The sequence below is a fragment of the Burkholderia sp. RF7-non_BP4 genome, from assembly GCF_001521935.1.
Taxonomy (GTDB): domain Bacteria; phylum Pseudomonadota; class Gammaproteobacteria; order Burkholderiales; family Burkholderiaceae; genus Burkholderia; species Burkholderia diffusa.
Genome location: NZ_LOTA01000028.1, coordinates 310,062 through 332,004, shown reverse-complemented (window position 1 = coordinate 332,004; position 21,943 = coordinate 310,062). Strand labels below are relative to the sequence as shown.

Annotated in this window: 19 protein-coding genes; 11 read left to right on the top strand and 8 right to left on the bottom strand. The window is 68.2% G+C overall.

Annotated elements, in window-relative coordinates; all coding sequences use genetic code 11:
• Positions 1–5: 5 nt before the first annotated feature.
• On the top strand, positions 6–716 hold the full coding sequence (locus WS49_RS11395; protein WP_059527956.1) for a CoxG family protein: 711 nt from the start codon (positions 6–8) through the stop codon (positions 714–716).
• A 52-nt stretch (positions 717–768) separates the two neighbouring features.
• Here the strand turns inward: WS49_RS11395 and WS49_RS11390 are convergent, their stop codons facing one another.
• Positions 769–1,770, bottom strand: a complete 1,002-nt coding sequence (locus WS49_RS11390; protein ID WP_059527954.1) for a helix-turn-helix domain-containing protein — start codon at positions 1,768–1,770, stop codon at positions 769–771.
• A 152-nt stretch (positions 1,771–1,922) separates the two neighbouring features.
• Between WS49_RS11390 and WS49_RS11385 the strand changes: the two genes are divergently transcribed.
• Positions 1,923–2,576, top strand: coding sequence for a cysteine hydrolase family protein (locus WS49_RS11385; protein ID WP_059528330.1), 654 nt, complete (start codon positions 1,923–1,925; stop codon positions 2,574–2,576).
• 118 nt (positions 2,577–2,694) lie between these two features.
• On the opposite strand, the gene WS49_RS11380 is transcribed toward WS49_RS11385, so the two are convergent.
• Positions 2,695–3,336, bottom strand: a complete 642-nt coding sequence (locus WS49_RS11380; protein WP_059527951.1) for a TetR family transcriptional regulator — start codon at positions 3,334–3,336, stop codon at positions 2,695–2,697.
• A 398-nt stretch (positions 3,337–3,734) separates the two neighbouring features.
• Between WS49_RS11380 and WS49_RS11375 the strand changes: the two genes are divergently transcribed.
• Genes WS49_RS11375 through WS49_RS11365 form a run of 3 tightly spaced genes read left to right on the top strand, consistent with a single transcriptional unit; the run spans position 3,735 to position 9,751 of the window.
• Positions 3,735–5,012: an efflux RND transporter periplasmic adaptor subunit gene (locus WS49_RS11375; protein ID WP_059527948.1), complete on the top strand. Its 1,278-nt coding sequence runs from the start codon at positions 3,735–3,737 to the stop codon at positions 5,010–5,012.
• Positions 5,013–5,027: 15 nt separating this feature from the next.
• Positions 5,028–8,228, top strand: coding sequence for an efflux RND transporter permease BpeB (gene bpeB / locus WS49_RS11370; protein WP_059527945.1), 3,201 nt, complete (start codon positions 5,028–5,030; stop codon positions 8,226–8,228).
• Positions 8,228–9,751, top strand: a complete 1,524-nt coding sequence (locus WS49_RS11365; protein ID WP_059527941.1) for an efflux transporter outer membrane subunit — start codon at positions 8,228–8,230, stop codon at positions 9,749–9,751. The genes bpeB and WS49_RS11365 overlap by 1 nt, the downstream gene beginning before the upstream one ends.
• Positions 9,752–10,018: 267 nt before the next feature.
• Here the strand turns inward: WS49_RS11365 and WS49_RS11360 are convergent, their stop codons facing one another.
• Entirely contained in the window at positions 10,019–11,395 is a 1,377-nt protein-coding gene (locus WS49_RS11360) for a nucleobase:cation symporter-2 family protein (protein ID WP_059527937.1), read from the bottom strand.
• Between the two features lie 450 nt (positions 11,396–11,845).
• Between WS49_RS11360 and WS49_RS11355 the strand changes: the two genes are divergently transcribed.
• From WS49_RS11355 to fghA, 3 genes are read left to right on the top strand one after another with little or no spacing between them, the layout of a single operon-like run.
• Complete coding sequence (locus WS49_RS11355) at positions 11,846–13,282, top strand: xylulokinase (protein WP_059527934.1); 1,437 nt, start codon at positions 11,846–11,848, stop codon at positions 13,280–13,282.
• A 10-nt stretch (positions 13,283–13,292) separates the two neighbouring features.
• Positions 13,293–13,514 (top strand): hypothetical protein, encoded by a 222-nt coding sequence (locus WS49_RS11350; RefSeq protein WP_059527931.1) that lies wholly within the window; start codon positions 13,293–13,295, stop codon positions 13,512–13,514.
• 15 nt (positions 13,515–13,529) lie between these two features.
• Positions 13,530–14,378 carry an S-formylglutathione hydrolase gene (gene fghA / locus WS49_RS11345; protein ID WP_059527927.1) on the top strand — a complete coding sequence of 283 codons (849 nt, stop codon included), beginning with the start codon at positions 13,530–13,532 and terminating at the stop codon, positions 14,376–14,378.
• 303 nt (positions 14,379–14,681) lie between these two features.
• Here fghA and WS49_RS11335 read toward each other — a convergent pair whose 3' ends face one another.
• From WS49_RS11335 to WS49_RS11315, 5 genes are all read right to left on the bottom strand, one after another.
• A complete protein-coding gene (locus WS49_RS11335) occupies positions 14,682–15,140 on the bottom strand; it encodes a DUF2778 domain-containing protein (RefSeq protein ID WP_059527921.1) in 459 nt (152 codons plus the stop codon).
• 135 nt (positions 15,141–15,275) lie between these two features.
• Positions 15,276–16,061, bottom strand: coding sequence for a metal ABC transporter permease (locus tag WS49_RS11330; protein WP_059527918.1), 786 nt, complete (start codon positions 16,059–16,061; stop codon positions 15,276–15,278).
• On the bottom strand, positions 16,054–16,944 hold the full coding sequence (locus WS49_RS11325) for an ABC transporter ATP-binding protein (RefSeq protein ID WP_059527914.1): 891 nt from the start codon (positions 16,942–16,944) through the stop codon (positions 16,054–16,056). Before WS49_RS11325 ends, WS49_RS11330 begins: the two co-directional genes overlap by 8 nt.
• Before the next feature lie 13 nt (positions 16,945–16,957).
• The gene (locus tag WS49_RS11320) at positions 16,958–17,872 is read right to left on the bottom strand and encodes a metal ABC transporter solute-binding protein, Zn/Mn family (RefSeq protein WP_059527911.1); all 915 of its coding nucleotides are present in this window, start codon (positions 17,870–17,872) and stop codon (positions 16,958–16,960) included.
• 48 nt (positions 17,873–17,920) lie between these two features.
• A complete protein-coding gene (locus tag WS49_RS11315) occupies positions 17,921–18,382 on the bottom strand; it encodes a Fur family transcriptional regulator (protein WP_059527909.1) in 462 nt (153 codons plus the stop codon).
• A 328-nt stretch (positions 18,383–18,710) separates the two neighbouring features.
• Between WS49_RS11315 and WS49_RS11310 the strand changes: the two genes are divergently transcribed.
• The 3 genes from WS49_RS11310 to WS49_RS11300 all read left to right on the top strand — a co-directional run bounded on the left by WS49_RS11310 (position 18,711) and on the right by WS49_RS11300 (position 21,856).
• Positions 18,711–19,487 (top strand): L-iditol 2-dehydrogenase, encoded by a 777-nt coding sequence (locus WS49_RS11310; protein WP_059527907.1) that lies wholly within the window; start codon positions 18,711–18,713, stop codon positions 19,485–19,487.
• A 72-nt stretch (positions 19,488–19,559) separates the two neighbouring features.
• A complete protein-coding gene (locus tag WS49_RS11305) occupies positions 19,560–20,516 on the top strand; it encodes a sugar kinase (protein WP_059528328.1) in 957 nt (318 codons plus the stop codon).
• Positions 20,504–21,856: a D-tagatose-bisphosphate aldolase, class II, non-catalytic subunit gene (locus WS49_RS11300; RefSeq protein WP_059527904.1), complete on the top strand. Its 1,353-nt coding sequence runs from the start codon at positions 20,504–20,506 to the stop codon at positions 21,854–21,856. The genes WS49_RS11305 and WS49_RS11300 overlap by 13 nt, the downstream gene beginning before the upstream one ends.
• The last annotated feature ends 87 nt before the right edge of the window (positions 21,857–21,943 follow it).

The window sequence follows — 21,943 nt, the reverse complement described above, 5'->3', positions numbered from 1 at the left end:
GCATCATGGAACTGAACGACACGTTACGCGTACCGCTCGCGCCGGCCGTCGTGCGGGAAGCCCTCGAGGATCTCGCGTTGCTGCGGGCGAGCTTCGACCATTGCGAATCCTTCGTGAAGCACGCGCACGGCGAATTCGCGCTGACCATCACGGTGCCGCTCGGCCCGCTGCGTGCGCGCTACGACGTGCGTGCGCATTCGGCGAGCGAGCAGGGCGACGCGGAAGGCCAGCCGCGCCGCGTGCTCAACTTCAAGGCGCGGGCCGACGGCCTCGGCGCGCTGCGTGGGCAGGTCGAGCTGGTGCTGCGGCCGGACGATGACGACGCGGCCGCGACGCGCATCGAATACGTCGTGTGGGCGAAGGCGAGCGGGCCGCTCGCCGAACTGCCGGCACGGCAGATCGAGAATGCGCTGCACGCGTGGACCGACGATTTCTTCCGGGAATTCTGCGCGGTCGTGCAGGCGAAGCACGGTCTCGTGCCGAACCGCGCGCGTTCGAGCCCGCAGCGTCGCCAGCATGTGTTCCTGCGGCCCGCGTCGCTGGTGGCCGCGGCGAAGCGTCCGCTGCCGCCGCACCTCGGCGACGCGCTGAGCGGCCGCGTCGCGAGCGCCGTGCATCATCGCGAATCCGGCCCGCTGCCCGTCTGGGCGTGGGCGGCGATCGTCGTGTTCGTCGCGCTGCTGCTGTATGCGGCGCGCTGGATCAACGGCGTCTGAGCGGCCGGCGGCCACCGCCATACGCGGTCGAGCGCCGGCGGCGCGGCGGCCATTAGCGCCGCGCATCGGGCGCGGCGCCGCGAAATTCCCTCCGATAGGCCGACGGCGACGTGCCGAGCGCGCCCGCGAAATGCTGGCGCAGCGACACGCTCGAGCCGTAACCGGCCGCCTGTGCGATGGCGTCGATCGATTGTCCCGTCGTTTCCAGCAGATGCTGCGCGCGCGCGAGCCGCTCGGCCTGCAGCCACGCGGTGACGGTCGCGCCGGTCGCCTGGCGGAAGTGGCGCGTGAATGTGCGCCGGCTCATCAGCACGCGCTGGGCGAGCGAATCCACGCTGTGCGCGATGTCCAGATGCGCGCGTACCCAGTCGAGCAGGCCGGCGAGCCGCTCATCGCGCGGATGGGCGGCAACCGGCTGCGGTACGTATTGCGCCTGTCCGCCCTGGCGGTGCGGCGGGATCACGAGACGGCGTGCGATCCGGTTCGCGGCGTCCGAGCCGAAGCGCCGCCGCACGACGTGCAGGCAGCAGTCGAGCCCCGCGGCCGTGCCGGCCGACGTCATCAGGTTGCCGTCGTCGACGTACAGCACGTCGGGGTCGAGCTTCACGCGCGGAAAGCGCTGCGCGAAGTCGTCGGCCCACGCCCAGTGCGTCGTGGCCGGGCGCCCGTCGAGCAGCCCGGCCGCGGCGAGCACGTACGCGCCGAGGCACAGGCCGACGACCTGCGCGCCGCGCGCGGCGGCCGCGCGGACCGCATCGACCAGCACGTCAGGCGGTGCTTCGTCGGGGTCGCGCCATGCCGGGACGATGACGATGTCCGCGTCGTCGAGCGCCTCGAGCCCGTACGGCGCGGTGATCGTGAAGCCGCCCGTCGTCGACAGCGGGCCGCGCTCGGCCGAGCACACGCGGAACTCGAACGCGGGCATCGCGGCCGCGTCGCGTTCCTTGCCGAACACGACGGACGGCACCGACAGGTGAAACGGGCTGATGCCGTCGTACGCGATCACGGCGACGACGGTCGGAGCAGGGGCAACGGACGACGCGGCGGCGCGCATGGCGGGCTCCGGAAGGGTGATGGCCCGATTCTATCGAAGAATGGCTATCGGGCCACTGTCCGTCAGCGCGATGCGATCCGACAATGCATCGCATCGCGCTGCTGGCCGCCCCGTTCCGGAGCGGGGCGGCGCCGCCGAAACCGGAGCCTGCCATGTCGAATGCCCAATTGACTTCCGCTTCCCGCCGTGCGCTGATCGTGATCGATGTCCAGAACGAATACGTGACGGGCAACCTGCCGATCGAATATCCGCCCGTCGACGCATCGCTGGCGAACATCGGCCGCGCGATCGACGCCGCGCACGCGGCCGGCGTGCCCGTGATCGTCGTCCAGCACGTCGCGCCGGCGGGCGCGCCGATCTTCGCGCCGGGCACGGACGGCGTCGCGCTGCATCCGGTCGTCGCCGACCGGCCGTATGCGCACCTGATCGTGAAGGCGCAGGCCAGTTCGTTCGCCGGCACCGATCTCGCCGCATGGCTCGACGCGCGCGGCATCGACACGCTCGCGGTCGCCGGCTACATGACGCACAACTGCAATGCGTCGACGGTCTATCACGCGGCGCACGCGGGGCTCGCCGTCGAGTATCTGGCGGACGCGACCGGTGCGTTGCCGTACGAGAACGAAGCGGGCGCGGCGAGCGCCGAAGAGATTCACCGCGCGTACACGGTGGTGTTTCAGTCGAATTTCGCGGCCGTGATGTCGACCGATTCATGGATCGCGGGACTCGGCGGCGCGGCGATGCCGGCGCGCGATTCGGTGGCCGCGTCGAACCGGCGGGCCCGCGCGCAACGCGCGAAGGCGGCCTGAGCGAATCGGGGAGGGCAGGGGGCGACCGGGCGGAGCGGCGCTGCCGCCCGCGCGTGGCCGGATCGACCGGCCGGTCGCGATGCCACGGTGCGCGGCGCGCCGGCGGAGGGGCCGCCGGTCAGTCGTTCGTCTTCAGCATCGCCGGGCTGTAACGCATCATGTCGAAGCAGCCGTCGACGAGCTGTTCCGCATGCTGCTCGGCGTCGATCTCGTCGGGCAGCATCAGCATGTCACGCACGAAACCGCTGACGAGCGTGTGCAGCATCAGCGTCGCACGCCATGTGTCGAGCCGCTCGGGCAGCAGCTTGAGCCGCACGGCGCCCGCGAGATCGGCATCGATCGCGTGCAGCGCCTCGCTCATCCCCGCGCGGTTGCGCTGCAGCAGCGGCTCCATGTCCGCGACGTACTCGCACTTCATGAACAGGATGCTGAACACGCGCCGCAACTGCGAGTCGCGCTGCACGCCGAGCAGGCACCAGATCAGGATCCTGCGGATTTTCTCCAGCGGATTGCCGCCGGGCGCATCGAGCGGCATCCGCTTGAGTTCGTCGATCGGCAGGAACACACGGTCGAACATCGCGTCGAACAGCTCGCTCTTGTTCGCGAAATGCCAGTAGATCGCACCGCGCGTCACGCCTGCGTGCTGGGCGATGTCCGCGAGTGAAGTGTGCGACACGCCCTTCTCGAAGAACACGTGTTCGGCGGCGTCGAGAATGCGGTTGCGCGTCTCGAGCGCCTCCTCCTTGGTGCGTCTGACCATGTGCAGGCCTGAATGAATCGATCGTAGATGAATATAGGGTCCGTAACCCTCGTCGTCGCTGTGCGGACGGGCTATGCTTGCGACTGGTAATAATTCGTAAGACCTAGCGGTTGGCGAAGGGCGAGCGGGCTTTTTACATACATTCGTGAATGTATATACAATACCACCCTACGATCGAATGACCAAAGTGGCAATCAGTTAATATCCCACTCTGCTGATTCCCGCCAAAGTACCAGTCCGCAGTTCGCGGCATCTCGTCGGCATGGAGGTCTCGTGCCGACTTGCTGTATCCAGCAGTCCAGTAATTCAGGTGTTCGATCTGCGCCGCGAGGCGCATCCGTGTTGCGCTCCCGTCGGGTGCTGCACTTATTCCATTGGTTACACACAGAGGTCGCTCCATGCGCGTCGAACGGGTTCCATACCGCTTGATCACTGTCGCGGCAGCCGCGGTTTTCCTGGCTGCATGCGGAAAAAAAGAATCGGCACCGCCGCCGCAAACGCCGGAAGTCGGCGTCGTCACCGTCCAGCCGCAAGCCGTGCCCATCTTCAGCGAACTGCCGGGCCGTACCAGCGCATTCCTCGTCGCGCAGGTGCGCGCGCGGGTCGACGGCATCGTGCTGCGCCGTGAATTCACCGAAGGCACCGACGTCAAGGCTGGCCAACGTCTCTACAAGATCGATCCGGCGCCGTACATCGCGGCATTGAACAGCGCGAAGGCGACGCTCGCGAAGGCGCAGGCGAACCTCGTCACGCAGAACGCACTGGTCGCGCGCTACAAGGTGCTCGTGGCCGCGAACGCGGTCAGCAAGCAGGACTACGACAACGCGGTGGCCACGCAGGGGCAGGCCGCGGCGGACGTCGCGGCCGGCAAGGCGGCGGTCGATACCGCACAGATCAACCTCGGCTACACGGACGTGGTCTCGCCGATCACGGGCCGCGTCGGCATTTCGCAAGTGACGCCGGGCGCCTACGTGCAGGCGAGCCAGGCGACGCTGATGTCGACGGTGCAGCAGCTCGACCCCGTGTACGTGGACCTCACGCAATCGAGCCTCGAGGGGCTGAAGCTGCGCCAGGACGTGCAGAGCGGCCGCCTGAAGACGAGCGGTCCGGGCGCGGCGAAGGTGTCGCTGATCCTCGAGGACGGCAAGACGTATTCGGAAGCCGGCAAGCTGCAGTTCTCCGACGTGACGGTCGACCAGGCAACCGGCTCGGTGACGATCCGCGCGGTCTTCCCGAACCCGGGCCGCGTGCTGCTGCCGGGGATGTTCGTGCGCGCGCGGATCGAGGAAGGCGTGAACGAGAACGCGTTCCTGGTGCCGCAGATCGGCGTCACGCATGACCAGAAGGGCCAGGCGATCGCGATGGTGGTGAACGCGAGCAACAAGGTCGAGCCGCGTCAACTGAAGACGTCGGGCATGCGCGGCCAGGACTGGATCGTCGAAGGCGGTCTGCAGGCGGGCGATCACGTGATCGTGCAGGGCGTCGAGAAGGTGCGTCCGGGCGCGACCGTGAAGTCGGTGGAGGCACAACTCGCACCGGCGGCCGGCGCCGCATCGGGTGTCGCCGCTGCCACCGCCGCGCCGGCTGCCGCCGGTTCCGGCGCCGCCGCCGCGTCCGGTGCCGCCGCATCGGGCGCCGCGCCGGCGAGTGCTGCCGCTGCTTCGAGCGCGCAATAACAGGGAGCCTGTTTCATGGCAAAGTTTTTTATCGATCGCCCGATCTTCGCGTGGGTGATCGCCATCATCCTGATGCTGGCTGGGGTCGCGGCGATCTTCACGCTGCCGATCGCGCAGTATCCGACGATCGCGCCGCCATCGATCCAGATCACCGCGAACTACCCGGGCGCTTCCGCGAAGACGGTGGAAGACACGGTGACGCAGGTGATCGAGCAGCAGATGAGCGGTCTCGACAACTTCCTGTACATGTCGTCGACCAGTGACGACTCGGGCAACGCGACGATCACGCTGACGTTCGCGCCGGGCACCAACGCCGACATCGCGCAGGTCCAGGTGCAGAACAAGCTGTCGCTCGCGACGCCGGTTCTGCCGCAGGTCGTGCAGCAGCTCGGCCTGTCGGTGACGAAGTCGAGCAGCAGCTTCCTGCTGGTGCTCGCCTTCAACTCCGAAGACGGCAGCATGAACAAGTACGACCTCGCGAACTTCGTGGCGTCGCACGTGAAGGATCCGATCAGCCGGCTGAACGGCGTCGGCACCGTCACGCTGTTCGGCTCGCAGTACGCGATGCGGATCTGGCTCGACCCGACCCGCCTGACGAACTACGGCCTCACGCCGGTCGACGTGAGCTCGGCGATCACCGCGCAGAACGTGCAGATCGCGGGCGGCCAGATCGGCGGCACGCCGGCCAAGCCGGGCACCGTGCTGCAGGCGACGATCACCGAATCGACGCTGCTGCAGACGCCCGAGCAGTTCGGCAACATCCTGCTGAAGGTCAACCAGGACGGCTCGCAGGTTCGCCTGAAGGACGTCGCGCAGATCGGCCTCGGCGGCGAAAACTACAACTTCGACACGAAGTACAACGGTCAGCCGACCGCGGCACTCGGTATCCAGCTCGCGACCAACGCGAACGCGCTCGCGACCGCGAAAGCCGTGCGCGCGAAGATCGACGAGCTCGCACCGTTCTTCCCGCACGGCCTCGTCGTGAAGTATCCGTACGACACGACCCCGTTCGTGAAGCTGTCGATCGAGGAAGTGGTCAAGACGCTGCTCGAAGGTATCGTGCTCGTGTTCCTCGTGATGTATCTGTTCCTGCAGAACCTGCGGGCGACGATCATCCCGACGATCGCGGTGCCGGTGGTGCTGCTCGGCACGTTCGCGATCATGTCGCTGGTGGGCTTCTCGATCAACACGCTGTCGATGTTCGGCCTCGTGCTCGCGATCGGCCTGCTGGTCGACGATGCGATCGTGGTGGTCGAGAACGTCGAGCGCGTGATGGCGGAAGAGGGCCTGTCACCGAAGGAGGCGACCCGCAAGGCGATGGGCCAGATCACCGGCGCACTCGTCGGCGTGGCGCTGGTGCTGTCGGCGGTGTTCGTGCCGGTCGCGTTCTCCGGCGGTTCGGTCGGCGCGATCTATCGTCAGTTCTCGCTGACGATCGTGTCGGCGATGGTGCTGTCGGTGCTGGTCGCGTTGATTCTGACGCCCGCGCTGTGCGCGACGATCCTCAAGCCGATCCCGCAAGGGCATCACGAAGAGAAGAAGGGCTTCTTCGGCTGGTTCAACCGCACGTTCAACAACAGCCGCGACAAGTACCACGTCGGCGTGCACCACGTGATCAAGCGTTCGGGCCGCTGGCTCATCATCTACCTGGTCGTGATCGTCGCGGTCGGCCTGCTGTTCGTGCGCCTGCCGAAGTCGTTCCTGCCGGATGAAGACCAGGGCCTGATGTTCGTGATCGTGCAGACGCCGTCGGGCTCGACGCAGGAAACGACCGCGAAGACGCTCGCGAACATTTCCGACTACCTGCTGAAGGACGAGAAGGAAATCGTCGAATCGGCGTTCACGGTCAACGGCTTCAGCTTCGCGGGCCGCGGCCAGAACTCCGGTCTCGTGTTCGTGAAGCTGAAGGACTACTCGCAGCGTCAGCATGCGAACCAGAAGGTCCAGGCGCTGATCGGCCGGATGTTCGGTCGCTACGCCGGCTACAAGGACGCGATCGTGATCCCGTTCAACCCGCCGTCGATTCCCGAACTCGGTACGGCCGCGGGCTTCGACTTCGAGCTGACGGACAACGCCGGTCTCGGCCACGACGCGCTGATGGCCGCGCGTAACCAGCTGCTCGGGATGGCCTCGAAGGATCCGACGCTGCAGGGCGTGCGCCCGAACGGCCTGAACGACACGCCGCAGTACAAGGTCGACATCGACCGCGAGAAGGCGAATGCGCTCGGCGTGACGGCGGAGGCGATCGACCAGACGTTCTCGATCGCGTGGGCGTCGAAGTACGTGAACAACTTCCTCGATACCGACGGCCGGATCAAGAAGGTGTACGTGCAGGCCGACGCGCCGTTCCGGATGACGCCGGAGGACATGAACATCTGGTACGTGCGCAACGGGTCGGGCGGGATGGTGCCGTTCAGCGCGTTCGCAACCGGCCACTGGACGTACGGTTCGCCGAAGCTTGAGCGCTACAACGGCGTCTCGGCGATGGAAATCCAGGGTCAGGCCGCGCCGGGCAAGTCGACCGGCCAGGCGATGACCGCGATGGAAGGGCTCGCGAAGAAGCTGCCGGTCGGTATCGGCTATTCGTGGACCGGCCTGTCGTTCCAGGAAATCCAGTCGGGTTCGCAGGCGCCGATCCTGTATGCGATCTCGATCCTCGTCGTGTTCCTGTGTCTGGCGGCGCTGTATGAAAGCTGGTCGATCCCGTTCTCGGTGATCATGGTGGTGCCGCTCGGCGTGATCGGCGCACTGCTCGCGGCGACGATGCGCGGCCTCGAGAACGACGTGTTCTTCCAGGTCGGCCTGCTGACCACCGTGGGCTTGTCCGCGAAGAACGCGATTCTGATCGTGGAGTTCGCGCGCGAACTGCAGATGACGGAGAAGATGGGGCCGATCGAGGCCGCGCTGGAAGCAGCGCGTCTGCGGCTGCGTCCGATCCTGATGACGTCGCTCGCGTTCATTCTCGGCGTGATGCCGCTCGCGATCAGCAACGGCGCGGGTTCGGCGAGCCAGCACGCGATCGGCACGGGCGTGATCGGCGGGATGATCACGGCGACGTTCCTCGCGATCTTCATGATCCCGATGTTCTTCGTGAAGATCCGCGCGATCTTCAGCGGCGAGAAGGAAGACGTCGACCAGGCGCTGCGTCTGGCTCAGGAGCACTCGCACCACGAAGAGAAGCCGGGCAACGGCGACGAAGGCAACAAGGGACAGTGATGATGCAAAAACACGCTTTGACTGCAATCGCGGTCGCGCTCTTTGCCACGGGCTGCACGATGGCGCCGCATTACACGCGGCCCGACGCGCCCGTCGCGCAGGCGTACCCGGCCGGCGGCGTCTATGCGACGCAGCCGGGCGCTGCCGGCGCGCGCAGCGCGAACGGCCAGGCGGCGACCGCCATCGGCTGGCGCGAATTCTTCGTCGATCCGCGCCTGCAGCGGCTCATCGAGATCGCGCTGAAGAACAACCGCGACCTGCGCGTGTCGGTGCTGAACATCGAGGCGGCGCGCGCGCAGTACCAGATCACGCGCGCGGGCCTGTTCCCGACGCTCGACGGCACGGGCACGGGCAGCATCCAGCGCGTGCCGCAGGGCCTGTCGCAGACCGGGGCGCCGTATATCTCGCGCGCCTACAACGTCGGCGTTTCCGCGTCGTGGGAACTCGACCTGTTCGGTCGCGTGCAGAGCCTGAAGGACCAGGCGCTCGCGCAGTATCTGTCGACGTCGTATGCGCGGCAGGCGACCGAGATCTCGCTCGTGTCGCAGGTCGCGGACCAGTATCTGACGCTGCTGTCCACCGACGACCTGCTGCAGGTCACGGAGAACACGCTGAAGACGGCACAGGCGTCGTACGACCTCACGAAGCTGCAGTTCGACAACGGCACGGGCTCCGAGCTCGAGCTGCGTCAGGCGCAGACGGTCGTCGAGACGGCGCTCGCGAACCAGCAGGCGCAGGCGCGTGCGCGTGCGCAGGCGCTGAACGGGCTGGTGCTGTTGATCGGCGAGCCGCTGCCGGACGACCTGCCGCCCGGCATGCCGCTCGACGCGCAGAACTTGCTGACGGACGTGCCGGCCGGTCTGCCTTCCGACCTGCTGACGCGTCGTCCGGACGTGATGCAGGCCGAGCAGACGCTGCTGGCCGCGAACGCGAACATCGGCGCGGCACGCGCTGCGTTCTTCCCGCGCATCTCGCTGACGGGCGCGTTCGGCACCGGCAGCCCGACGCTCGGCGGCCTGTTCAAGGCCGGCACGGCGGCGTGGTCGTTCGCGCCGCAGATCACGATGCCGATCTTCGAAGGCGGGCAGAACATCGCGAACCTGAACCTCGCGAACGTGCAGAAGCGCATCGAGATCGCCAACTACGAGAAGGCGATCCAGTCGGCGTTCCGCGAAGTGTCGGACGGGCTGGCTGCACGCGGCACGTACGATCAGCAGATCGCCGCGCTCGAGCGCAACGAGCACGCGCAGCAGCGACGCTTCGACCTGTCGGACCTGCGCTACAAGAACGGTGTCGACAGCTATCTGTCGGTGCTGACCGCGCAGACCGACCTGTACTCGGCGCAGCAGTCGCTGATCAGCGCACGTCTGGCACGCTGGACGAACCTGGTCACGCTGTACCGCGCATTGGGCGGCGGCTGGATCCAGCGCGCCGGCGAGACGCCGCGTGCGCCGGACGAAACCGTCGACTACGACAAGGCGGCCGCACCGGCGCCTGCGTCGGCAGCGGCGACGAACGGGTAAGCACGAAGGCGGGCAGGGGCGGGCGACCGCTCCGGTTCGCTGAGGTCGCGGTCTCCGGGATGCGACGACGCCACGGACGAAAGTCCGTGGCGTTTTTTTTTGCGACCGGTTTGGGTAAGCAGCGATCGCGGATCGTCATCGCCGGCGCCGCCGGCACCACCGCTATCGTCGCCCAATCACTCGCCACAAAGCAAAACGCCACGGCAAGCCGTGGCGTTTTTCCTCTCCCGTATCGCGCCATGCCCTGGCGCATCCGGGTCGGATCGATCAGTGATGCGCGTCGGCCGGGCGTCCGTCGAAGTCGTGCCCTGCGCGGCGGATTTCGCAACGTGCATCCTTCTCGCCCTTCACGCCGTTGAACACGATGTTCAGGATCACGGCGGAGGCGGACGCAAGCAGGATGCCGCTGTGCAGGATCGGTGCGAGCGCGGGCGGCAGCTTCGAGAAGAAGTGCGGTGACACGACCGGCACGAGGCCCATCCCGACGCTCACGGCGACGATGAACAGGTTGTGCGAGTTGTTCACGAAGTCGACCTTCGACAGCACCTTGATGCCGTTCGCGGCCACCATCCCGAACATCACGATGCCCGCGCCGCCGAGCACGAACGGCGGCACCGAGGCGACGACCTGCGCCATCTTCGGGAACAGGCCGAGCAGCACCAGGATCACGCCGCCCGTCGCGCAGACGTACCGGCTCTTCACGCCCGTCACGCCGATCAGGCCGACGTTCTGCGAGAACGACGTATGCGGAAACGAGTTGAAGATGCCGCCGATCAGCGTGCCGAGACCATCGACGCGCAGGCCGCGCACGAGGCGCTCCTGGTTGACCGGGCGATCGACCATGTCGCCGACCGCGAGGAACATGCCGGTCGATTCGATGAACGTGACGAACATCACCGTGACCATCGTCGCGATCGACAGCGGGTCGAAGTGCGGCAGGCCGAAGTGGAACGGCATCACGAAGCCGACCCACGGTGCGTGCGCGACGCCGTCGGTATTCACGCGGCCGATCGCGAACGCGATCACGAAGCCGGCGACGATGCCGAGCAGCACCGAGATGTTCGCGAGGAAGCCGCGGCCGAACTTGTTGATCAGCAGGATCAGCGTGAGCACGAGCAGCGACAGGCCGAGGTAGACGGGGCTGCCGTATTCCGGATTGCCGACGCCGCCCGCTGCCCAGTTGATCCCGACTTCCATCAGCGACAGCCCGATCACCGCGATCACGGTGCCGACGACGACCGGCGGGAAGAACCGCAACAGCTTGCCGATCATCGGCGCGAGCACGATGCCGATGATGCCGGCCGCGATGGTCGAGCCGAAGATGTCGAGAATGCCGAGGCCGGGGTTGGTGCCGATCGCGATCATCGGGCCGACGGCCGCGAACGTGCAGCCCATGATGACGGGCAGGCGGATCCCGAAGATCCACAGGCCGAGCGTCTGGATCAGCGTGGCGATGCCGCACGAAAACAGATCGGCGCTGATCAGGAACGCGATCTGGTCTTTCGGCAGCTTCAGCGCGCCGCCGACGATAAGCGGCACGGCGACGGCGCCGGCGTACATGACGAGGACGTGCTGGAGACCAAGCGTTACAAGCTTGCCGGTCGGCAGCACCTCATCGCACGGATGGACCGTGTTCGATTGCATCTGTCTCACTCCATGATCTTGTTTTCGGGGTGATACGAAGTTATGCGGAATGGAACATCGCAACAAGAGCGCTGGGTTCTATTCCGTTCTTTGCTGGTTCGATATGCCATTTCGGCATGAAACAGGGTGTCGATCATCGGGAAACGCCGCTGGAGTGAGGTTCCCCGGTTTTATAGCCCTTCAAAATAGTGCAGGCCCCCATGTCAAATATCGGCGGCTTTATGGTGTGTATCGCGACCGCGGCATAGTGGAAAAAACGACCGGCGGAAAATCGCGCCGGGTTAACCCGCTGGCGGCCGTTTTGGCACGCCATGTGCAGCCGGGTGAAACCGGTCGTGCGCGGCTTCGTTCTATCGCGTCGCCAGCGCATCAAAATCGCCGCGCAAATCGGGCTGCATGTCGCGATCCCGCTATCATCGATATCCGTTTATTCGAATACGCCAACCCGTCATGCGCCTGCTCGGAATCGACCTCGGTACCGGCTCCGTCAAACTCGTCACGCTCGATGCCGATGGCGTCGAGCGCGCGGTTGCGAGCGAACCCTATGCGTTGTCGTCGCCGCAGCCCGGCTGGGCTGAAATCACCCCCGACGTGTGGTGGCAGGCGCTCGTGCGCGCCGCTGCGCGATTGCCGGCCGACGAGCGCGCGCAGGTCGCGGCGATCGGCTTCTCCGGCCAGATGCACGGCGTCGTGCTGATCGATGCGGCCGGGCAGCCGGTGCGGCCCGCGCTGTTGTGGCCCGATACGCGCGCGGCGCGCGAAGCGGACGCGGCCGACTGGCCGGGCGCGCCGAATCCCGTCGCGCCCGGCATGGCGGGCCCCCTGTTGCGCTGGGTGGCCGCACACGAACCGCAGGCGTGGCGGGACGCACGCTGGGCCGTGCAGCCGAAAGACTGGCTGCGCGTCGCGCTGGGCGGCGAGGTCGCGGCCGATCCGAGCGACGCATGCGCGACCGCGCTCGCGACGCCGGACGGCGCCTGGGATACGGCGCTGATCGACACGCTCGGCTTGCCCGTCGACCGGTTCGCACCGGTGCGGGCGTCGGGTGCGCGCTGCGGCGTGCTCGATGCGAAGGCGGCGGCGGCACTCGGGCTGCCGGCCGGCGTGCCGCTCGCGACGGGGGCGGCCGATACCGCGTGCGCGGCGCTCGGCAGCGGGCTCGTCGCGGCCGGCGACGCGCTGCTGACCACCGGCAGCGGCGGTCAGATCGTCGTGCTCGCGGATGCGTTGCCGCCCGCACGGCGCGGGCTGCACCGTTATCGCACGGCGGCCGGCGGCGGCTATTACACGATGGCCGCGATGCAGAACGTCGGGCTCGCGCTCGAAGCCGTGCGCGGCTGGCTCGGCTATTCGGGCTGGCCGGATGCGTACGACGACGCATTCGCGCAGTCGGCGTCGGCGCGGCTCTGCTTCTTGCCGTACCTGACGGGCGAGCGTTCGCCGTGGATGAATCCCGACGCGCGCGGCGGCTGGCTCGGTCTCGGCCTCGGCGACACGCGCGGCGCGATGATGCGCGCCGCGTTCGAGGGCGTCGCGTTCGCGTTGCGCGCGGGGCTCGATGCGATCCGCGATGCGAATCGGGCCGATCCGGTGACGACGTTGCGCCTCGCCGGTGGCGGCTCGGTCGATCCGCGCTGGCGCCAGTTGCTCGCGGATGCGCTCGGCGCGTCGCTCGACGCGGTCGATTGCCCGAATGCCGCGACGCGCGGTGCCGCGCTGCTCGCGGGCGTCGCGATCGGACACTGGCGCGACGACGCGCTGCGCACGCTGGCGCCGACCGCGTCGCCGGTCGCCGCGCCGCACGACGATCGCGCGCTGGCCGCACGCCATGCGCGTTTCGTCGATCTGTATGCGCGAACGGATGCGTGGTTCACGACCGGCGTTTAAACTCGGGCACGTGTCCTGTCGCGACAGCGGTGACGCGTCGCGGCAAGCCGGCGGCTGTTTCCCGCACGCGACGGGCGGCGGGATCGGGGATCATGACGGGCCCGCCACGGGATCGCCGTGTCGCGCGGCGCGGCTCGACCTGATCACGCACGCGCTGCCGCTCGAGACGCTCCACGGCGCCGCCGACCCGATGAAGAAGGGCGAATCGATTCGCCCGATCGTGCTGTATTGAACGGAAGGGAACCCCATGCTCGAACTCGTTTCTTCGCATGCTTGCCACGGTGGCGAGCAACGCTTCTATCGCCACGATTCGAAGGCGATCGGTCTGCCGATGAAGTTCTCGGTGTATCTGCCGCCGCAAGCGGCGCACGGCCGCGTATCGGCGCTGTTCTATCTCGCGGGGCTCACGTGCACCGAGGAGACGTTTGCGATCAAGAGCGGCGCGCAGCAGTACGCGGCGCAGCACGGCCTCGCGCTCGTGATGCCCGATACGAGCCCGCGCGGCGCGGGCGTGCCGGGCGAGGCCGATGCGTGGGATTTCGGCGTCGGCGCGGGCTTCTATGTCGACGCGACGCAAGCGCCGTGGTCGACGCATTACCGGATGGAGTCGTACGTGACGGGCGAGCTGCGCGAGCTCGTCGCGGCCGAGCTGCCGATCGACGGCGCGCGGCTCGGGATCTTCGGCCACTCGATGGGCGGGCACGGCGCGCTGACGCTCGCGCTGCGTCACCCCGACTTGTACCGGTCGGTGTCGGCGTTCGCGCCGATTGCCGCGCCGACGCGTTGCCCGTGGGGCGAAAAGGCGTTCTCGGGGTACCTCGGCGATGATCGCGAAGCGTGGAAGCAGCACGACGCGAGCGAACTCGTCGCGCGCGCCGATGCGCCGAAGTTCGCGGACGGCATCCTCGTCGATCAGGGCTTGGCCGACCAGTTCCTCGCGAACCAGCTGAACCCCGACGTCTTCGAAGCCGCGTGCGCGAAGGCCGGCCAGCCGCTGACGCTGCGCCGCCATGCGGGCTACGACCACGGTTACTACTTCATCTCGACGTTCATTGCCGATCACGTCGCGCATCATGCGCGGGTGTTGTCACGTTAGTGCGGCGAACCGGCCACGCTATCCCGCATCAGCGAGTGGCGTGGCGCTTCGACTTTCGCAGCAGGTGCAAGGCGAGCCATGTCGCCGGTATCACCATCGCAAGCGCTATCAGCAAATGCACGACGATGACGAGATCATCGCCCGCCTCGCCGTCCCAGAACCCGGGAACATGCGTGAAGAGCCAAGCCCACGCGCGATCGGGTATCGGTAGTGCGAACGACGCGTGAGTGAGGCATAGCCTCGCAAGCGACACGGATGCCACGAGTACCCACGCGGTGACTGCGGCTCGGTACACGATTCGCTTCATTTGACGGTAATCGTGCCGTATGCCCGCACGGAGGAGCCCGGGATCGGAATGGGCTTCTGCGCGGTCAGCAAGTCTTTCAGTCGCGCGTAATCGATCGTCGATTCGATGGTCACGCATCCCCTGCTGATTCCCCGCACGCCTTTTGGGTGAAGGCGAAAACTTCCGCGTCGGACGTCGTCGCAAAGTACGTAATCGTCGATGTTGTCGTCGGCGGCGTAGAGCGCAAACCAGTCTCTCTTGTCGCTGAAGAGTTCTCGCAGCGGGCCCAGCATGCCGCCGGTTGGCCGATCGACGATGTAGTAGCGGCCTGGCGGAATGGCGCCTTCACCGACGAGGCACGACGACGAGCGGCGATTGCGGTGACGCGCGCTGCCCGAAAAGGCTGGAAAGGACATGGCGCCGCATTGCAGACGACTCATGTCCTGATCGCTCAGATCGAATGTGCATTCGAGCATGGCAGGTATGGCTCAGCCGGAGTGGGGGCTGAACATCCTGCCATGGTCGATGTGGCGCGCGCGATCGGATTGGTCCGAAAATATCGGGTGCGCCGACAGGCACGGTTGCGAGGCATGCCGGGAACCAGCTGAACGTCATGTGCGTCGCCGCAACAGGCTCGCGCCATACACGAGCGCGGACAGTGCTGTGATCCAGAAGCTCGTCGGCCAGTCGGTGTGATACGCGAGCGCGATCCCGGCCCACGCTTCGAACAGCGCGAACAGCGCGGCGAGCAGCACGCCGGTCGACAGCCGCGTCGACACGTTCTGCGCGGCCGCGGCCGGCCCGACCAGCAGCGTGAACACGAGCAGCACGCCGACGATCTGCGTCGCCGCGGCCACCGCGAGCGCGCATACCGCGAGGAACAGCATCGACACCGTGCGCAGCGACACGCCCTTCGCTTCGGCCAGTTCGGGCTGCAGCGACGCGAACAGCAGCGGCCGCGCGATCAGCGCGAGCGCGACGAGGCTCACCGCGCCGATGCCGGCCAGCACCGCGAGCGTGTCGTGGTTGACCGCGAGCACGTTGCCGAACAGCAGTGCGGTGACCTGCGTCGCGAACGACGTGTAGAAGTGCAGGAACAGCAGGCCGAACCCGAGCGCGCCCGACAGGATCACGCCGATCGCGACGTCGCGGCCCGCGAGCCGTTCGCCGAGCGCGCCCATGCCGATACCGGCCGCGAGCGTGAAGCCGACCATCCCCCAGATCGGCGAGATGCCGAGCAGCACCGCGCCCGTCGCGCCGGTGAAGCCGACGTGCGACAGCGCGTGGCCGGCGAAGGTTTGTCCGCGCAGCACCAGGAAGTAGCCGACGATGCCCGCGAGCACCGCGACGATTCCCGACGCGGCGAACGCGTTGATCATGAAGTCGTATTCAAACATCGTGCGAATGCCCCGGATGAGCGTGTCCGTGGTGATGATGGTCGTGGCCGCCGCCACCGCCGTGCGAGTGGCCGTCGTCGTCCTCGTGTTCGTGATCGTGCTTTTCGATTTCGACGTCGCCCGACATCACGAAGATCTTGCCGTTCACGCGCATCACGTCGATCGGCGAGCCGTAGAGCCGCGACAGCACGGGCTTGGTGATGACCTCGTCGACGGTGCCGAGCGCCGCGACGCCGTTGCCGAGATACAGCACGCGGTCGAGCGCGTTCAGGAGCGGATTCAATTCATGCGCGGAAAACAGCACGGTGATGCCGAGTTCGCGCTGCACCTTGCGCACGAGTTCGACGACGCCGCGCTGGTGGTTCGGGTCGAGGCTGATCAGCGGTTCGTCGAGCAGCAGCAGCTTCGGGTTGCCGAGCAGGCACTGCGCCAGCAGCAGGCGCTGCCGCTCGCCGCCCGACAGCTCCGACAGCGGCCGGCGCGCGAGCGTCCGGCCGCCGACGAGGTCGAGCACGCGGTCGACGTCACGCCGCGTCGCGGCGTTCGTGTGCGGCAGCCCCCAGCGGTGGCCGTCGGCGGCCATCGCGACGAAGTCGTAGCCGCGCATCCGGCGATTTGCGAGGCCGCTCCTGATCTGCGGCATGTAGCCGATCGACGCGTTGCCGCGCGCGACCGGCACGCCGCCGACCGACAGCGTGCCGCCGGCGACGGGCACGAGACCGAGCACGGCGCGCATCAGCGTCGTCTTGCCGGCGCCGTTCGGCCCGAGCACGCCGACGAATTCGCCGGGCTCGATCGAGAAACTCACGTCGCGAAGGATCGTGCGTCCGCCCAGTTCGAGCGTGACGCGATCGAGTGCGAGTGCGTGGGGAGTGTCGGTCATGGCGTTGCGTAAGTCATTTCTTGCTGGCGGCCAGCGCGGCGGCGAGCGCGTCGAGCTGGCCGGCCATCCATTGCTGGAAGGTCTTGCCGGCCGGCTGCGTCTCGGTGACGCTCACGCCCGGCACGCCGCTGTCGCGCGCGATCTTCAGCAGGCGCTTGGTCATCGGCGCTTCGGCCTGGCTGTTGTAGATCAGCACGCGCACCTGCTTCTTGCGCAGGTCGTTCTCGAACGCGGCGACGTCCTGCGCGCTGGCTTCGGTGTCGTTCATCGTCGCGAGCTGGAAGCGCTGGTTGCGCATGTCGAGGCCGATCGCGTCGGACATGTAGCCGAACACCGGCTCGGTGGCCGTCACCGGCACGCCCTTGTATTGCGCGCGCAGCGCGGCGACCTTGTCGTCGACGGGCTTCAGCGACGCGACGAACTTCTGCAGGTTCGCGTCGTAGTCGGCCTTGTTCGCCGGATCGGCGCGGCCCAGCTCGGCCGCGATCGCGCGCGCGGCGGCCGGCATGGTCGCCGGGTCGTACCACAGGTGCGGGTTGTCGCCGGCCTTCTTGCCGACGAGATCCGCGACGACGATCGTCGCGCGCTTCGCCTGCTTCGACGCGCCGAGCAGCTTGCCCATCCACGGATCGTAGTCCGCGCCGTTGTAGATCACGACCTGCGCGTGCTGCAGCGCGCGCGCGGTCTTCGGGCTCGCTTCGAACAGGTGCGGATCCTGATCGGGATTGCTGAGGATGCTGGTCACCGCGACGTGGCGGCCGCCGATCTGCGATGCGACGTCGCCATAGAAATTCTCGGCGGCGACCACGTTGACGGTCGCGGCCTGCGCGAAGGCGGGTGCGGCGATCGACAGCGCGGCGGCCGCGGCGGCGAACAGACGGGCAAGCGGCAGGGCGCGCCGCGGCGCGCGCTTCAGGGCAATGGACATGAAACTCCTCGTTGGAAGGGGCGGCGCGTGCGCCGCGCGTGTGCGGTGTCAGCGTTGCGCGGGCTTGCCCTTGCAGTGCCCGCACAGGCCGTTCAGCTCGACGACCTGGTGGTGGACTTCGAACCCGTGCGCGGGCGCGCTCGCGGACAGCTGTTTCGCGAGGTCGCTGCCCGGAATCTCGACGGTCTCGCCGCACGAGTCGCAGATCAGGAACTGGCCTTCGTGCGGCACGCCGATCTCGCAGCACGCGAAGAACGCGTTCTTCGATTCGATCCGGTGGATGAAGCCGTGCTCGACGAGGAAATCCAGCGCGCGATAGACGGTCGTCGGCGGCACGCGGCCGCGCTGCGGCTCGAGCTCGGCGAGCAGGTCGTACGCGCCGATCGGGCGCTGCGCGGCCAGCACGCGTTCGTAGACCTGGCGGCGCAGCGGCGTCCACGCGAGCCCGTGCTCGGCGGCGAATGCGTCGGCCCGGGACAGCCGGGCGTCGATGGGCGATGAGGTGGCCATGGCGTGAAGCAGGCAATGAAACGAAGTATCGCGATGATATAACGTATCTTCTCGTCGTGCAGCCCGAATTCCGCCCCGCGCACCGGCTCCGTCCCCTTCATCGCCATTTCAGCCGCGCCGCACCCAGCGCGCCGCGCCTTGCCGCGCGCGGTTCCCCACGCGACGCGCGGCGCGATCGTGCCGCAGCGCATCATCGAAAGCCGCCGTGCCGCCTTGACAGCGTGAATCGCGTATCCGATCATTCGACCAACAACAGAGCAATTGATCGGTCGGCGAGCGTTCGCTCACCTCGCTGCCTTCGCACAGCAGAACGAACCGGAGACAACCAGTGAGACTGGAAGACAAGGTCGCGATCCTGACGGGCGCGGCAAGCGGCATCGGCGAAGCGGTCGCGCAACGCTATCTGGACGAGGGCGCGCGCTGCGTGCTGGTCGACGTGAAGCCCGCGGGCGGTTCGCTCGCACGGCTGATCGAGGCGAACTCCGGCCGCGCGGTGGCCGTCACCGCGGACGTCACGCGCCGCGACGATATCGAGCGCATCGTCGCGACCGCCGTCGAGCGCTTCGGCGGCGTCGACATCCTGTTCAACAACGCGGCGCTGTTCGACATGCGCCCGATCCTCGACGAATCCTGGGACGTGTTCGACCGGCTGTTCGCGGTCAACGTGAAAGGGCTGTTCTTCCTGATGCAGGCCGTCGCGCAGCGGATGGTCGAGCAGGGCCGCGGCGGCAAGATCGTCAACATGTCGTCGCAGGCGGGGCGTCGCGGCGAGGCGCTCGTTTCGCACTACTGCGCGACCAAGGCCGCGGTGATCAGCTACACGCAGTCGGCCGCGCTCGCGCTCGCGCCGCACCGGATCAACGTGAACGGCATCGCGCCGGGCGTGGTCGACACGCCGATGTGGGAGCAGGTCGATGCGCTGTTCGCGCGCTACGAGAACCGGCCGCTCGGCGAGAAGAAGCGGCTCGTGGGCGAAGCCGTGCCGCTCGGCCGGATGGGCGTGCCGGGCGACCTGACCGGCGCCGCGCTGTTCCTCGCGTCGGCCGACGCCGACTACATCACCGCCCAGACGCTGAACGTCGACGGCGGCAACTGGATGAGCTGACATGGCGCCGCTCGCACGCGCAACCCGGGCGACCGCGCCGCGCGCGGCCGCCGCCGCACGAGGGCACGCATGATGGCCGAGATCGTCGTCGCCGGCGAACTGCTGGCCGAATTCGTCGCCGCCGAGCGCGGCCAGGGCTTCGACACGCCGGGCCTGTTCGCGGGGCCGTTTCCGAGCGGCGCGCCGGCGATCTTCGCCGACCAGGCCGCGCGGCTCGGCGCGCGCGTCGCGTATGCGGGCTGCGTCGGGCGCGATGCGTTCGGCGACGCGATCGTCGCGCGGCTCGAGCACGACGGCGTCGACGTCGCGCGCATTCGTCGTGTCGCGCGTCCCACCGGCACCGCGTTCGTCGCGTATCGCGACGACGGCTCGCGCAGCTTCGTGTTCAGCTTGTCGACCAGCGCGGCCGCGTGCGTCGATGCATCCGACGTCGACACCGCGATGTTCGACGGCTGCCGCTACTTCCACGTGATGGGCTCGTCGCTGACGAGCGAATCGGCGATCGCGGCGGTCCAGCGCGGCGTGATCGAAGCGGCGCGCGTCGGCGCGAAGGTGTCGTTCGACCCGAACGTGCGGCCCGAGATGCTCAGCTTCCGTCCGATGCGCGCGGCGCTCGACACGATGCTCGCCGCGTGCCATCTGTTTCTGCCGAGCGAGGCCGACCTGCCGTTCTTCTGCGGGCCGCAGCCGGCCGAGCGCGCGATCGCGGGGCTGCTCGCGACGCATCCGCTGCTCGAGCGCGTCGTGCTCAAGCGCGGCGCGGCCGGCAGCGCCGCGTTCGACCGTGCGAGCCGTGTGGACGTGCCGGCCTGGCCGGTCGACGAAGTCGATCCGACCGGCGCCGGCGACTGTTTCGGCGGCACGTTGGTCGCAAGCCTCGTCGCCGGCCTGCCGATCGACGTCGCGCTGCGCCGCGCGAACGCGGCCGGCGCGATCGCGGTCACGCGGCGCGGCCCGATGGAGGGCAACAGTAGCGCGACGGAAATCGACCGCTTCCTGACCGAACGAGGTGTCGCATGTCCGGCCTGACCCCCGTCGCCGAACGCCCGCGCAACGCGCACGCCGACACCGTGCTGCGGATGATCTTCGACGCGAACCGCGCGGATGCCCAGCGCGGCATCTATTCGGTCTGCAGCGCGCACCGGCTCGTGCTGGAGGCCGCGTGCGAGGCCGCGCGCGCGGACGGCTCGCCGCTCCTGATCGAGGCGACCTGCAACCAGGTGAACCATCTCGGCGGCTACACGGGCATGACGCCCGCCGATTTCCGGCGCGACGTCGATGCGATTGCGCAGCGCTGCGGGCTCGCGCCGTCGGCGCTGGTGCTCGGCGGCGACCATCTGGGCCCGAACCCGTGGCGGCACCGCCGCGCGGCCGATGCGATGCGCGAAGCGGCCGCGATGGTCGCCGCATACGTCGAAGCCGGTTTCGAGAAGATCCACCTCGACGCGAGCATGGCGTGCGCGGACGATCCGGCGCGGCTCGACGACCGGACCATCGCCGCCCGCGCGGCCGAGCTGTGCCGCGCGGCCGAAGACGCGGCGGCGCGCGCCGGCGTCGCGCCCGTGTACGTGATCGGCACCGAGGTGCCGACGCCGGGCGGCGAAGTGGCTGGCGGCACGGGCGGCGATGCGATCGCGCGGATCGCGGTCACGCGCAGCGACAGCATCGCCGCGACGCTGGACGCGCATCGCGGCGCATTCGCGGCGGCCGGGCTCGACGACGCATGGACGCGCGTGGTCGCGATCGTCGCGCAGCCGGGCGTCGATTTCGACGATCGCCACGTGCTCGACTACGACAGCGCGAAGGCCGCGTCGCTCGGCGCGAGCATCCTGCGCACGCCGCGCCTCGTGTTCGAAGCGCATTCGACCGACTACCAGACCGAAGGCGCGCTCGCCGCGCTCGTGCGCGACCACTTCGCGGTGCTGAAGGTCGGGCCCGCGCTGACCTTCGCGTTGCGCGAGGCGCTGTTCGCGCTCACCTTCATCGAGGACGCGCTGATCGACGACGTCGCGCAGCGCTCGCGGTTGCGCGACGTCGTCGACGCCGCGATGCGCGCGCAGCCCGAGCACTGGGCGCCGTATTACCGCGGCGACGAAACCGAGCAGCGGCTCGCGCGCCAGTTCAGCTACAGCGACCGGATCCGCTATTACTGGCTGCAGCCGGCCGTCGCGGCGGCGGTCGAGCAGTTGTTCGACAACCTTGCGCGGCAGCCCGTGCCCGAGACGCTCGTCGCGCAGTGGCTGCCGGACGTGTACGCCGCGTGCCGCGCGGGCGGCCTTGCGAGAGAGCCGCGCGCATGGGTGCGCCACCGGATACGCGACGTGATCGCGCACTATGCGCGCGCGTGCGGGATGCAGCGGCCGGCGTGACGGGCCGCGAAGGAAGCGAGGCAATACGAAACGCGCAATACGCAACACGCAACACCGACGACAGTTCGAACAATCACAGGAGACATG

Excerpts from the sequence above, each read along its gene's own strand:
- WS49_RS11395 (WP_059527956.1), top strand. The coding sequence starts at position 6 with ATGGAACTGAACGACACGTTACGCGTACCGCTCGCGCCGGCCGTCGTG.
- WS49_RS11390 (WP_059527954.1), bottom strand. The coding sequence starts at position 1,770 with ATGCGCGCCGCCGCGTCGTCCGTTGCCCCTGCTCCGACCGTCGTCGCC.
- WS49_RS11385 (WP_059528330.1), top strand. The coding sequence starts at position 1,923 with ATGTCGAATGCCCAATTGACTTCCGCTTCCCGCCGTGCGCTGATCGTG.
- WS49_RS11380 (WP_059527951.1), bottom strand. The coding sequence starts at position 3,336 with ATGGTCAGACGCACCAAGGAGGAGGCGCTCGAGACGCGCAACCGCATT.
- WS49_RS11375 (WP_059527948.1), top strand. The coding sequence starts at position 3,735 with ATGCGCGTCGAACGGGTTCCATACCGCTTGATCACTGTCGCGGCAGCC.
- bpeB (WP_059527945.1), top strand. The coding sequence starts at position 5,028 with ATGGCAAAGTTTTTTATCGATCGCCCGATCTTCGCGTGGGTGATCGCC.
- WS49_RS11365 (WP_059527941.1), top strand. The coding sequence starts at position 8,228 with ATGATGCAAAAACACGCTTTGACTGCAATCGCGGTCGCGCTCTTTGCC.
- WS49_RS11360 (WP_059527937.1), bottom strand. The coding sequence starts at position 11,395 with ATGCAATCGAACACGGTCCATCCGTGCGATGAGGTGCTGCCGACCGGC.
- WS49_RS11355 (WP_059527934.1), top strand. The coding sequence starts at position 11,846 with ATGCGCCTGCTCGGAATCGACCTCGGTACCGGCTCCGTCAAACTCGTC.
- fghA (WP_059527927.1), top strand. The coding sequence starts at position 13,530 with ATGCTCGAACTCGTTTCTTCGCATGCTTGCCACGGTGGCGAGCAACGC.
- WS49_RS11335 (WP_059527921.1), bottom strand. The coding sequence starts at position 15,140 with ATGCTCGAATGCACATTCGATCTGAGCGATCAGGACATGAGTCGTCTG.
- WS49_RS11330 (WP_059527918.1), bottom strand. The coding sequence starts at position 16,061 with ATGTTTGAATACGACTTCATGATCAACGCGTTCGCCGCGTCGGGAATC.
- WS49_RS11325 (WP_059527914.1), bottom strand. The coding sequence starts at position 16,944 with ATGACCGACACTCCCCACGCACTCGCACTCGATCGCGTCACGCTCGAA.
- WS49_RS11320 (WP_059527911.1), bottom strand. The coding sequence starts at position 17,872 with ATGTCCATTGCCCTGAAGCGCGCGCCGCGGCGCGCCCTGCCGCTTGCC.
- WS49_RS11315 (WP_059527909.1), bottom strand. The coding sequence starts at position 18,382 with ATGGCCACCTCATCGCCCATCGACGCCCGGCTGTCCCGGGCCGACGCA.
- WS49_RS11305 (WP_059528328.1), top strand. The coding sequence starts at position 19,560 with ATGGCCGAGATCGTCGTCGCCGGCGAACTGCTGGCCGAATTCGTCGCC.
- WS49_RS11300 (WP_059527904.1), top strand. The coding sequence starts at position 20,504 with ATGTCCGGCCTGACCCCCGTCGCCGAACGCCCGCGCAACGCGCACGCC.